This window comes from Citrobacter tructae (assembly GCF_004684345.1).
In the GTDB taxonomy this organism is placed as follows: domain Bacteria; phylum Pseudomonadota; class Gammaproteobacteria; order Enterobacterales; family Enterobacteriaceae; genus Citrobacter; species Citrobacter tructae.
This window is the reverse complement of record NZ_CP038469.1, coordinates 1194538-1207534: the sequence shown is the minus strand read 5'-3', so window position 1 is coordinate 1207534 and position 12997 is coordinate 1194538. Positions and strand designations below refer to the sequence as shown.

The 12997-nt window shown below is 55.2% G+C and carries 9 protein-coding genes; all 9 read left to right on the top strand.

Annotated elements, in window-relative coordinates; translation table 11 throughout:
* Positions 1-32: 32 nt before the first annotated feature.
* The 9 genes from E4Z61_RS06320 (at position 33) to E4Z61_RS06275 (ending at position 12988) form a co-directional block, all read left to right on the top strand.
* Positions 33-395 (top strand): phage tail protein, encoded by a 363-nt coding sequence (locus E4Z61_RS06320; protein ID WP_133086223.1) that lies wholly within the window; start codon positions 33-35, stop codon positions 393-395.
* A 250-nt stretch (positions 396-645) separates the two neighbouring features.
* Positions 646-3948 carry a phage tail tape measure protein gene (locus tag E4Z61_RS06310; RefSeq protein WP_135322036.1) on the top strand — a complete coding sequence of 1101 codons (3303 nt, stop codon included), beginning with the start codon at positions 646-648 and terminating at the stop codon, positions 3946-3948.
* Between the two features lie 33 nt (positions 3949-3981).
* Positions 3982-4281, top strand: a complete 300-nt coding sequence (locus E4Z61_RS06305; protein ID WP_240703877.1) for a phage tail protein — start codon at positions 3982-3984, stop codon at positions 4279-4281.
* An 8-nt stretch (positions 4282-4289) separates the two neighbouring features.
* A complete protein-coding gene (locus tag E4Z61_RS06300; RefSeq protein ID WP_135322034.1) occupies positions 4290-4985 on the top strand; it encodes a phage minor tail protein L in 696 nt (231 codons plus the stop codon).
* An 11-nt stretch (positions 4986-4996) separates the two neighbouring features.
* A complete protein-coding gene (locus tag E4Z61_RS06295; protein ID WP_135322033.1) occupies positions 4997-5731 on the top strand; it encodes a C40 family peptidase in 735 nt (244 codons plus the stop codon).
* A complete protein-coding gene (locus tag E4Z61_RS06290; RefSeq protein ID WP_135322032.1) occupies positions 5629-6306 on the top strand; it encodes a tail assembly protein in 678 nt (225 codons plus the stop codon). Before E4Z61_RS06295 ends, E4Z61_RS06290 begins: the two co-directional genes overlap by 103 nt.
* 72 nt (positions 6307-6378) lie before the next feature.
* On the top strand, positions 6379-9783 hold the full coding sequence (gpJ, locus tag E4Z61_RS06285) for a phage attachment tail tip protein J (RefSeq protein ID WP_135322031.1): 3405 nt from the start codon (positions 6379-6381) through the stop codon (positions 9781-9783).
* 41 nt (positions 9784-9824) lie between these two features.
* Positions 9825-12404: a prophage tail fiber N-terminal domain-containing protein gene (locus tag E4Z61_RS06280; RefSeq protein ID WP_135322030.1), complete on the top strand. Its 2580-nt coding sequence runs from the start codon at positions 9825-9827 to the stop codon at positions 12402-12404.
* Positions 12404-12988 (top strand): tail fiber assembly protein, encoded by a 585-nt coding sequence (locus tag E4Z61_RS06275; RefSeq protein ID WP_135322029.1) that lies wholly within the window; start codon positions 12404-12406, stop codon positions 12986-12988. The genes E4Z61_RS06280 and E4Z61_RS06275 overlap by 1 nt, the downstream gene beginning before the upstream one ends.
* Positions 12989-12997 lie beyond the last annotated feature (9 nt).

The following is a 12997-nucleotide window of genomic DNA, read 5'->3' as shown; positions in this document are numbered from 1 at the left end:
CGGTTTTTTTCGTCTGAAAAACAGGATACATCATGTCTGAATTTAGCCTCTCCGCACTGAAAAAAGCACTGCTCAAAACGAACCCCACGCCGACTGAAACTGAAATATTCGGTACAAAAGTTTACCTGCGCCGACTGACGGCGGCTGAGCTTATTGATCATGAAGATGCGCTCATTGAGGCCCAAACCTCTGGCAATGCCCGCATGGCGTCTGAGCTGAGCGTACAGATTGTTATCGACAGCCTGGTTCAGCCTGACGGCTCCCCGATTAAAGCCAAAGATAAACCCACGGCGAAGGAGCTGCTGGCAGCACACGATAACGTTGCGCTTCTGGACGCTATCGACAAAGTGAAAAAACACGGTATCGGTAAGCTGGAAACCGCCGAAAAAAACTGAGTGACTCGCCCTGGCTGGAGCTGGTTTTCTGGCTGGCCGACCGCTGGGGCGAGCCTGACCCGTCAAAAATTGCGGCACTTCCTGCAGACACGCTTTTCCACTGGCGTGCTTTCTTCCTCAAACAGGGTATTTTCAAAAAGCCTTCGACAGAAGGTTCTGTCAGTAACCCGCCCCCTGTTAAATCTCACACCGCCGCTGTGAATCCGAATCTGGATGCGCAGTGTGCGGCAGTCATGAAGGTATTAATGTAATGGGTGACGTTGCCTCTCTTGCCGTTGGGCTGCATCTGAATGCAGCGAACTTTAAATCGCAGCTGATGAGCGCCTACGGCAGCGCTGAGAGTCAGTCACGCCAGTTTAACCGCAATGCCCAGGCTGATGCGAAAAAGACGGAGGATGCCTATAAGCGTGTATCCGCTTCGGTATCGGGGCTGGCTGGCAGGCTGGTCGGTTATGCCGGGGCGGGGTTATCGCTGGGCACCATTATTAACACCACGCGGCAGTACAGCCAGTCGTTGTCGGATTTGCAGGCCATCACCGGTGCCACCAGTGCGCAGATGAAACTGTACGATAAGGCGGCGCAGGAAATGGGCCGCACAACGGAATACAGCGCATCACAGGCTGCCGAGGCCATTAAGCTGATGGCTTCGGCAAAACCTGAGCTGCTGAGCACTTCTGCAGGGCTGACGGCGGCGACCAAAAGCGCGTTAACGCTGGCCCAGGCGGCAGGGACCACGCTTCCGGATGCCACCCGAACGCTGGCGCTGTCGTTAAACCAGTTTGGTGTGGGGGCCAGTGAAGCCGACCGGTATATCAACGTACTGGCTGCCGGCGCGAAATTTGGCTCGTCGGAGATAGCCGACACGGCTGCCGCAATTAAAAATGGCGGGGTGGCAGCGGCACAGGCTGGCGTGGGTTTTGAAACCCTCAATGCCGCCATACAGGTACTGGCGGAGCGCGAGGTAAAAGGCGGTGAAGCCGGGACCGCGCTGCGCAACGTTATTCTGCATCTGGAGAAGGGCGCGGACAAAACCCTGAAGCCTTCCGTTGTCGGGCTGAGCCAGGCGCTGGAGAACCTGGCCGGGAAAAACCTGTCAACCAGGCAGGCCGTAAAGCTGTTCGGGGTGGAAAACATCAGCGCTGCATCCATCCTGGTGCAGAACCGCGAGAAAGTGGAGTCGCTGACTGCTGCGTTGACCGGCACGCAGACCGCGCATGAGCAGGCAGAAATCAGGGTAAATAACCTGAACGGCGATCTTCTCAGTCTGACTTCGGCTTTTGAAGGTCTGATTATTAAGGTGGGGCACAGCGGAAACGGCCCGCTGCGTGGTGGTGTTCAGACTATAACCGATGCGATTAATGGCCTGACGGATAATTTTAATACGGTCGCCAACGTGGCGCTGTATACGCTGATTCCTGTTCTGACGACAAAACTGACGGCAGGTATCAGGGGGAACATTGGTGCCTGGGTGGAGCAGCAGCAGGCGGTCAGGGCCAGCGCGATGGCGCAGGTGGATATGGCGCGAAAAACGCTGGAAAGTACCGCTGCCACGCTGGCACAGAATAACGCAGAATTCGGGCGTTATCGGGAAATGGAGAAAAGCGCCAGACAATTTGGCCTTAACGTCAGTTATCAGAGTGAGTTTAACCGCTTAATTCGCCAGGAAACCGAGCAGACACTGCTTTCCACCCAGGCGAAGAGTCAGCTGAATGCCGCCAATAAACAGCTTTCCGTTTCAGCCCGTGCAGTCTCTGCAGCGGTAGGTATGGCCAGAGGGGCGCTGGCACTGGTGGGCGGTCCGGTGGGGGCGGCAATGCTGGCCGGTTCGGCGTTGCTCTATTTCCATAATCAGGCGAAGAATGCCCGTCAGTCAGCGATTGACCTGAAAAATGCTGTTGTTGAAACGAATGAAGAACTCAAAAAACTGTCGCTTAACCAGCTCAACGTGAAGCAGCTGGACATTGATGAACAGTTTGAAAATCAGGTTATTCAGCGAAATAAACTGATTAAGGAAATTCAGGATGCGGAAAACCGTATCGATGGACTGAGTGGCTTCGATCCGTTCGGACAGCTTAAGGGCGTACAGAACGATAAAACCCGTTACAAAGGGGATCTGGATGCCGTTGAGCAGGGGTTAAAACTCCTCAAGGAACGGCAAAAAACAGTCAAAGAGGCCATAGAGCAGGCTAAATCAGGAAAAACCGATCCCATACCGAAGCCGGATAAATCAGGGAATGAAACAGGGAGCGATAAACCCGATACCCCCTGGACCGGGGAAGGCGGGGATACGGGGAAGAGGCAAAAGGCGAAGGTTAACCAGTATGAGCAACTGCGGCGTGAAATTGAAGCCGCGCATGCCTCAAGCCTCGGACGTATCAACCTGCAGGAGCAGGAAAGCGCCAGAAAACTCCTTGAAGCCGCCCGCGCTGACGGGGCCAGCGAGGCTGATATTCAGAAGACGCTGCTGCTGAATGCTAAAAATTATCAGAAACAGCGCCTCGAACTGGCAGAACAGTATGCGCCGGCCAGAGCGTCTCTGACGAAAGAGCGCGAAGCGAGCCAGGAGCTGAAATCTCTTTTTGATGCCCGTCTTCTGGATGAAAAGGAGTATCAGACAGCCAGAATCACGCTGGCGCAAAGTACGGCCCGTGAACTGTTACAGGCACAGGCAGCGGCAATGTCCGCTCCTCTGATTGATATCGCCGGCACGGTTGATCCTCTGGTTGAACTGCGTAATCAACTGGCCGAGCGTCAGTCACTGCTGCAGGCGTTTTATCAGAACGATGTTATCAGCAAAGAGCAGTACGAACTGCTGAAGCAAAAGGCGGATAAAGATTCCGCTGATGCGCAGTACCAGACGGCGGTGGAGCTGTATAAGTCGCAGGGGAATCTGAACAGCCTCGCCATCGGCCTGATGGAAACCACCCAGGAGCGAACCTCCAACATGCTGACCGGCATGCTGAATGGTACACAGACACTCCGGGACGGGATGATTGGGTTGTTTGCCTCCCTGACACAGTCGGTGATTAAAAACCTTGTCGATATGGCAGCGCAGGCGCTGATTACCAACACCATTCTGAAATCCATTACGGGCATCGGCGGCAGTCTTTTTGGCGGCGCAGCCACCGCGAGCACCGGCACAGCCATCAGCAGTTTTGGGAGCAGTTTTAGCTTTAATGCGAAAGGCGGTGTTTATGACTCACCTTCATTAAGTTCCTACAGCAACGGCATCTATGACAGCCCGACCCTGTTTGCTTTTGCAAAGGGGGCAGGCGTGTTTGGTGAAGCTGGTCCGGAAGCCATTATGCCTCTGGCGAAAACGACAGACGGTACGCTGGGTGTCAGGGCGCTGGGTGACCCGGGTTCTTCTGGTGGTGGTATGAATGGGGGAATTGCTTATTCACCTGTTTATCACATTGCCATTCAGAATGACGGGCAAAACGGGGAGATAGGGCCGCAGGCATCGCAGATGCTGGTCAAAATGATCGACACGCGTGTCATGAGTATCCTGAGAACTCAGGGCCGTGATGGCGGCATGCTGGCGGGAGGATAAGTGAAAACCTTTCATTGGGTACCCAGGGAGGGGATGCAGTCTTCTGTTTCCCCTTCAGTGACAACCATAAAATTTGGGGATGGCTATGAGCAACGTCGCCCGACCGGACTCAACCATCAGTTAATTAACTTCCAGCCTGTCTTCCGGACAACGTCGGACAATTCCCGCACCGCACTTGAAGCGTTTCTGGCCGGGCACGGAGGATATAAAGCCTTTCTGTGGCGACCGCCAAAATACAACCGCACGGTTAAAGTTGTCTGCCGGGAATGGTCTGTTACGGACAACGTCACGTATTCCGACTTCAGCTGTAAATTTGAGCAGGTTATTGCTTAAGGATCCTTATGCAGGATATTCCTCAGAACACCCTTAACGAAACCACGAAAACCGAACAGTCCGCCCGCATCAATTTGTGGGAAATCGACCTGACGGCCATTGGTGGTCAGCGTTACTATTTTTCAAACGAACTGAACGAGAAGGGAGAGCCGGTCACCTGGCAGGGGCGGAAGTATGACGTTTACCCGATACAGGGAACCGGGTTCGATCTGGTAGGGAAAGGGACATCCGCCCGCCCGACGCTGGCGGTGTCGAACCTGTTTGGCATGGTTACGGGACTTGCGGAAGATGTGCAGAGCCTGGTCGGGGCCACGGTAGTAAGGCGCGTGGTATACGCCCGTTTTCTCGATGCGGTGAACTTTACAGGCGGCAACCCGGAGGCCGATCCGGAACAGGAAGTGGTCAGCCGCTGGGTGATTGAACAACTGTCGGAGCTGAAAGCCACCACGGCGACCTTCGTGCTGGCCACACCGACAGAAACGGACGGCAGCGTGTTTCCGGCGCGGATCATGCTGGCTCATGTCTGCAACTGGACCTACCGTTCTGAGGAGTGCGGCTATGCCGGGCCGCCCGTGGCGGATGAGTTTGACAAGCCCACGGCAGACCCTGCAAAAGATGCCTGCAGTAAATGCCGTACCGGCTGCGGGCTGCGTAATAACCTGCCGCGCATCGGCTGCTTCCTCTCCATTAACCGCCTTTCCTGATGGATACACCCATGAAAAAAACTATCCTGACGCATGCCGCTGCGTGTGCGCCGGCAGAATCGTGCGGCTATGCGGTGAACACGTCTGCTGGGGAGCGGTTTTTCCCCTGCCAGAATCTTTCCGCTGAACCGACGATGTATTTCCGTATGGATCCGGCAGATTACCTTCAGGCGCAGGCGGCAGGCGATGTGGTGGCCCTGGTCCACAGCCATCCCGATGGCCTGCCGTTTCTCAGCGATGTCGATCGCCATCTGCAGGTGCAAAGTGGCCTGCCGTGGTGGCTGGTCTGCGATGACCGGATATATAAATTTCGCTGCGTGCCGTTCCTCACAGGGCGGGTATTTGAGCATGGCGTGACGGACTGCTACACCCTGTTCCGCGATGCGTACCATCTGGCCGGTATTGAGATACCGGATTTTACGCGGGAGGATGACTGGTGGAAACAGGGCAAAAATCTGTACCTGGATAATCTGGAGGAGATCGGTTTTTACCGGGTGCATGCCGCAGAGGCACAACCCGGAGACATTCTGATTTGTTGTTTTGGTTCATCGATTGCCAACCATGCCGCGATTTATTGCGGCGATGGCGAGCTACTGCACCATATTCCTGATCAGCTCAGTAAACGCGAGAGGTATACCGACAAATGGCAACGCCGCACACACTCGATATGGCGACACCGGGCATGGCACGAGTCTGCCTTCACGTGGAGTTACAACGATTTGGCCGCCGTTTCAGCCTCAGTATAAAAACGGGGGCCGAGGCCATTTACGCGCTGGCTATGCAGATACCGGGCTTCCGGCAGAAACTGAGCGACGGCTGGTATCAGATACGCATCGCCGGTCAGGATATGGATGAAACGAGCCTGTCAGCCCGTCTGCATGAGCCGCTGCCGGACGGGGCCATTATTCACATTGTCCCGCGTATGGCCGGGGCAAAATCCGGTGGTCTGTTCCAGGTGGTGCTGGGGGCAGTGGCCATAGGCGCGTCCTTTTTTACGGCAGGTGCTTCAATGGCTGCCTGGGGAGCAGCGTTATCTGCCGGTGGCATTTCGGTATCCTCGGTCCTGTTTTCACTGGGGGCGGCCATGATGCTGGGCGGTGTGGCGCAGATGCTGACGCCGCAGGCAAAAATCCCCTCGTCCCGGCAGACCGACAACGGCAAACAGAATACGTATTTTTCATCGCTGGACAACATGGTGGCGCAGGGCAATGCCCTGCCGGTGCTGTACGGTGAAATGCTGGTCGGCTCCCGCACCATTTCCCAGGAAATCAGCACACGGGATGAAGGCGGCGGGGGGCAGGTGGTGATTATCGGTCGATGATATTACTGAAGCATATTTGTATTTGCACAGAACCGCCTCCGGGCGGTTTTGTTGTTTCAGAGGGAACAGATTATGGGTAAGGGTGGTGGCAGCAGTAAAACGCCGCATGAGGCTCCGGACGACCTGAAATCCAGTCAGATGCTGACCGTTGTTGATGCCATCTGTGAGGGGCCGATAGAAGGTCCGGTGGACGGGCTGAAAAGCGTCAGAATTAACAAAACGCCGGTCCTCGACAGCGACGGTAACGCGATGGTTCACGGTGTCACCGTGGTTTACCGCGTGGGGGAGGATGAGCAGACCGCGATGGAGGGGTTCGAAGACTCCGGCGCTGAAACTCTGCTGGGTGTGGAGGTGAAAAAGTCAGAGCCGGTGACCCGCACCATTACCACCAAAACGGTGGATCGGTTGCGCTTTACCTTTGGTGTGCAGTCGCTGGTCAGCACCAGTACCAAAGGCGATCGTAATCCAACCAGCGTACAGCTGCTGATCCAGTTTCGCCGTGACGGGCAGTGGCAGGTGGAACGGGACATCACCATTACGGGTAAAACGACCACGCAGTTTCTGGCGTCCGTGGTGATTGATGATTTGCCGCCCCGGCCGTTTGAAGTCCGCATGTGGCGTCTTACTGATGACAGTACGACAGACCTGCTGCAGAACAAAACGGTGTGGTCGGGTTATACAGAAATCATTGATGTGAAACAACGCTACCCGAACACCGCTGTTATCGGGGTAAAAGTGGACGCGGAGCAGTTTGGCAGCCAGCAGGTCACGCGAAACTATCTCCTGCGCGGGCGTATTGTGCCGGTCCCTTCTAATTACGACCCGATAAAAAGGATATATACGGGACTCTGGGACGGGACGTTTAAACCCGCCTGGACAGATAATCCGGCCTGGTGTGTGCTGGATATGCTGACTCACCCGCGCTATGGCATGGGAAGCCGCATTGGTGTTGCCGATGTGGACAAGTGGGCGCTGTATGCCATTGCACAGTACTGCGATCAGTCTGTACCGGATGGATTCGGTGGGACAGAGCCGCGTATCACCTGCAATGCGTATCTGACGGACCAGCGTAAAGCGTGGGACGTGCTGGGGGATTTCTGTTCCCTGATGCGCTGCATGCCGGTCTGGAACGGCAGTACCCTGACGTTTGTGCAGGACCGGCCCGCCGATAAAGTCTGGACCTATACGCAGAGTAATGTGGTGATGCCCGCTGACGGTGCGCCGTTCGTCTACAGTTTCAGCGCACTGAAAGAGCGCCACAATGCCGCCGAAGTCCGCTACACCGATCCGAATAACGGCTGGGAAACGTCCACCGAACTGGTTGAAAACGATGCTGCCATCCGGCGCTACGGGCGCAATGTCCTCAAAATGGATGCGTTTGCCTGTACCAGCCGTGGGCAGGCGCACCGCGCCGGGCTATGGGCCATCACCACCGAATTACTGGAGACGCAGACGGTGGATTTCTCCGTAGGGGCTGACGGGCTGCGCCACGTTCCCGGCGATATCATTGAGGTTTGCGACAGTGATTATGCCGGCGTGACCGTGGGCGGGCGCGTCCTGTCGGTCGACAGCCTTTCCCGCACGCTCACGCTGGATCGTGAAGTGGAGATACCGCCAGGGGGCAATGTGTTGCTGAACCTGGTGGGCAGCGATGGCCAGCCCGTCAGCGTCACCATCACCGCACATCCGGCCCCGGACCACGTGACCGTCAGCCAGTTACCGGATGGTGTGGCGACGTACAGCGTGTGGGGGCTGAAACTGCCGGACCTGCGCCAGCGCCTGTTTCGCTGCGTGGCCATCCGGGAAAATGATGATGGCACGTATGCTATTACCGCCGTGCAGCATGTCCCGGAGAAAGGCTCCATCGTGGATAACGGGGCGACATTTGATCCGCTCCCCGGTACCGGCATTACGAACACTCCGCCCGCTGTGCAGCACCTCACCACGGAAATTCTGGCAGAGGAGGGGCAGTATCAGGCGCGGGCGCGATGGGATACCCCGCGTGTGGTGAAGGGGGTGAACTTCTCCCTGCGCCTGACGGTAAAAGCGGAAGATAACAGCGACCGCCTGGCCAGCAGCCTGACCCTGACCGAAACGGAGCACACTTTCCGCAACCTGACGCCGGGGCGTTACACCCTGACGGTGCGGGCGGTTAACTCCCAGGGGCAGCAGGGCGATCCGGCCAGCACGGATTTCAGCATCGCCGCGCCGGCTGTACCCTCTTATGTTGAACTGACCCCCGGTTATTTTCAGATAACCGCCACCCTGCGCCAGGCGGTATACGACCCCACGGTGCAGTATGAATTCTGGTTTACGGATACGCAGATCGCCGATATCCGCCAGGTGGAAACTGATGCGCGTTATCTCGGCACGGCGCTGTACTGGATTGCGGCCAGCAGCAGTATCAAACCGGGCAAGGACTATTACTTCTATATCCGGGCCGTGAACCAGGTCGGGAAATCGGCGTTCGTGGAGGCTAAAGGGCAGGCCAGCAACGATGCGGCGGGTTATCTGGATTTCTTCAAAGGGGAGATCACCGAAAGTCACCTGGGGAAAGAACTGCTGGAGAAGGTGGAACTGACGGAAGACAACGCCAGCCGGCTGGATCAGTTTTCGAAAGAGTGGCAGGACGCGAACGGCAAATGGAACGCCATGTGGGGCGTGAAGATAGAGCAGACCGAAGACGGCAGGCACTATGTGGCTGGTCTTGGTCTGAGTATGGAAGACACCGAAGAAGGGAAGATAAGCCAGTTCCTGGTGGCAGCAAACCGTATCGCGTTTATCGACCCGGCAAACGGCAATGAGACCCCGATGTTTGTGGCTCAGGGCAACCAGATATTTATGAACGAGGTGTTCCTCAAATATCTGACGGCCCCCACTATCACCAGCGGCGGGAACCCGCCGACTTTTATGCTGACGCCTGACGGCAGACTGACCGCCCGTAATGCGGATATCAGCGGTAATATCAGCGCGAATTCCGGCACCCTCAATAATGTGACGATAGCGGAAAACTGCACCATCAACGGGACGCTCCGGGCTGAGCGTATTTTGGGGGATATCGTTAAGGCTGCTGGTAAGGAATTTCCTTACTTTCTTGAACCCAATACAGGTCAAAAACGGTACGCCAACGGGACACTGACGGTTGTGATTGAAGATGACCAGTCATTTGACCGACAGATTTCCATTCCTGCGATTACCTTTCAGGGCACAACGTATGACAGCCAGACCAGTAACGACTTATGGGATGACTGTACGCTGATTGTCAGGAAAAACGGAGCCGAGATATACAACCAGACAAGCAGAGGTGTACCGGCGACTTTTACGCGGACTCTGGATATGCCTGCCGGGAGCGGTCGGTTGACGCTGAGTTTCAGCGTCAGTACACGCGGTAACAGCACTGGCTGGCCATTTTCCAGAATCAGTGACCTGCTGGTTATTGTGACGAAAAAATCATCCGCAGGGATAACAATCAGTTAAAGACAGAAACCGCCTCCGGGCGGTTTTTTTATGGAGGGATTATGGCAGTACTTATCTCGGGTGTACTTAAAGACGGGGCGGGCCAACCGGTTCAGGGCTGCACTATTCAGCTGAATGCGAAGAAAACCAGCCCGACCGTTGTGGTGGAGGTTATCTCATCGACTGTCACGGGGATGGATGGCCATTACAGCATTCAGGCTGAGCCGGGTTATTACAGTGTGTCACTGCTGCGGGAAGGTTTTCCTCCCACGCTGGCCGGTGAAATTTATGTCACGCCGACTGATGCGCCGGATACCCTGAATGCGTTTCTCGATGCGCCGGCGGATGCGGACCTGCGTCCGGAGGTGATGAAACGTTTTGAGGAAATGGTTAACCGCACGGCAGCGCTGTGCCAGCAGGCAGAGAAGGACCGGGAGCGTGCGGAAAACGCAGCACAGTCAGCGGAACAAAGTAAGGATTCAGCGGCATTTTCTGCAACGGCAGCGGCAGAGTCACAGCGCCAGGCGGCACTCTCTGAGGATGCTGCTGATGAGTCTGCCCGGTCTGCTGCCGATAATGCCCGACAGACAGCGCAGGACGTTCTGGCCAGTGGTGCTGATGCTGACAGTGCGGCAACGTCTACACAGACAGCGACAGGGCAGGCCGAACTGGCAAAGACCGCCGCTGATACGGCACAAAAAGCGCAGCAGGAGGCAGGAGCTTCAGCACAGTCAGCAGCGGGAAGTGCCGGAAGCGCCGCAGCCTCAGCACAAACGGCGGGTGAGCATGCCAGTAATGCAGCCTCATCTGAAATTTCCGCGCGTGAAAGCGCGCTCACGGCCACGCAGGCTGCAGAACAGAGTAATGATAGCGCTGCAGCTGCGGCCCTGAGTGAAGAGCATGCCAGGGAATCCAGCGAAAATGCCGCTAAATCAGAGACTGCTGCATCAGCCAGTGCGAGATCGGCATCCGCAAGTGAAGCATCAGCCCTGCAGTCAGCCGAAACGGCTGAGAACCAAAAAAATGCAGCCACTGAGAGTGCCACCCGAGCCGAACAGGCCAGGGATGAGGCGCTGACTTCCCGGAACGAGGCAGTAAAAGCTGCTGAAACGGCGGCGACAGACGCAGCAACGGAAGCTGCAGGCAAGGTATCGGAGCAGTTGCAAGCTGCTGTAGCCGATGATGCTCAGCGTGCAGAAGCTGCGATGGCTGGCGCTGAAAGTGCAGCTGCAGCCTCACTGGGATATCGTGATGAAGCGCGGGATATTGCTGAAAGTCTGAAGCTGGGGGATGCCAGTACAACGCAAAAGGGACTTGTGCAGTTAAGCAGCGATGACGACAGCGACAGTGAAGCTTATGCAGCGACATCGAAAGCCGTTAAAAAAGTCAAAGACCTGACAAACCAGAAAGCCCCACTGGATAGTCCGGAGCTGGTGGGGCTCCCAACCACACCCACGGCACCATTAAGTGTAAGCAACAAACAGATTGCAAATACCGAGTACGTTCAGGCTGCGGTTGCCGCGTTGGTTGGCTCATCTCCTGAAGCTCTGGATACCCTGGCTGAGTTAGCTAATGCATTAAACAATGACCCCAATTTTGCAACGACGATACTCAATGCGTTAGCAGGTAAACAGCCTCTTAACGAAACGCTGACTAATCTGAGCGGAAAAGATGTCGCTGGTCTTCTTCAGTATCTCGGTTTAGCAGACACGATAAATCGGGCCGCCAGCGCACTGGTACTGTCATCAGCATCATATTCGACGGGGACGGATTTTAACAACGCGCCAGCAGGTTCGACGTCTTTTGTATATGGCGCCGCATTAAATGCTCCCCCTTCAAACTGTGCCGTTATTGACTGGTGGGGGCTTCATGCTCCGTTCGGCGACAATCCCGGATACAGAGGGCAAATAGGTGCGGATTATACTAATGGACGTTTGTATTTCAGAACGTTTAACGGTGATAACAATACATCTACACCGTGGGATATCTTGTATTCTGGCAGGAACCCCCCGCCTGTATCCTATCCTGTCGGTGCGCCTATCCCCTGGCCTTCAGAAACGCCACCTGCTAACCACGCCATTATGCAGGGACAGTCATTTGATAAGTCTGCCTATCCGTTACTTGCCATAGCTTATCCATCAGGCGTTATTCCTGATATGCGTGGTCAGACGATTAAAGGTAATCCAACAGGTAGAGGGGTATTAACACAAGAACAGGATGGTATTAAGTGGCACGATCACGGTGCAACGATCGCAAGTACCGATCTCGGAAGCAGGGATACAACCGGGTTTGATTATGGAACCAAATCGGTATCAGTTTTTGACTACGGTACTAAATCAACAACAGGCGCGGGGGCTCACAATCACCCTATATCCGGGAGAACGCAGTTCGGTCAGGCAGGGGATGTCGTTGCAATGTCCAATACTGGCTCTGACAGAACAAACTGGGGAGCTGTTGGTGGCGTCGGCGACCACGCTCACGCCGTAGGAATTGGCGCACATGATCACGTGGTGGGTATTGGGGCGCATGCTCACTCTGTTTACATTGGCGCGCATAGCCATGGTGTGACTGTTTCACCATCTGGTCAGGCTGAAAACACTGTAAAAAATACTGCATTTAATTATTTAGTGAGGCTTGCATAATGACTTTTAAAATGACCGATACCAACCGCGTTATTACTATTTACAACCTTTCATCAGCAACGAATGAGTTTATCGGTAAGGGGGATGGCTTTATTCCGGCCAATATGGGCTTACCTGCGTATAGTACCGATATAGCGCCGCCAAAAGTGAAGGCGGGGTTTGTGGCTGTTTTCGATACTCAGACCAATAAATGGTCGCAAGTAGAAGACCACCGGGGAGAAACCGTTTATGACGTCAGCACAGGTAGACCCACTGTTATTGAGACGCTGGGCTCACTGCCTGATAATGTTGTCTCAGTAGCTCCTGAAGGGGGGTATGTTAAATGGGACGGCACACAATGGGTCCATGATGCAGAGGCGGAAAAAGCCTTTTTTCAGGGACAGGCTGCGCAGGAAAAAGCAAACCTGTTGATGATAGCAACATCCGCTATTGCCCCCCTGCAGGATGCAGTTGAGCTGGGTATGGCAACGGAAGATGAATCGAACGCACTTATTGCATGGAAAAAATATCGTGTGATGCTTAACCGAATCAACCCCGAGGATGCTCAAAACATTATCTGGCCTGAGTATCTATTGACTGTATAACTGACTTTT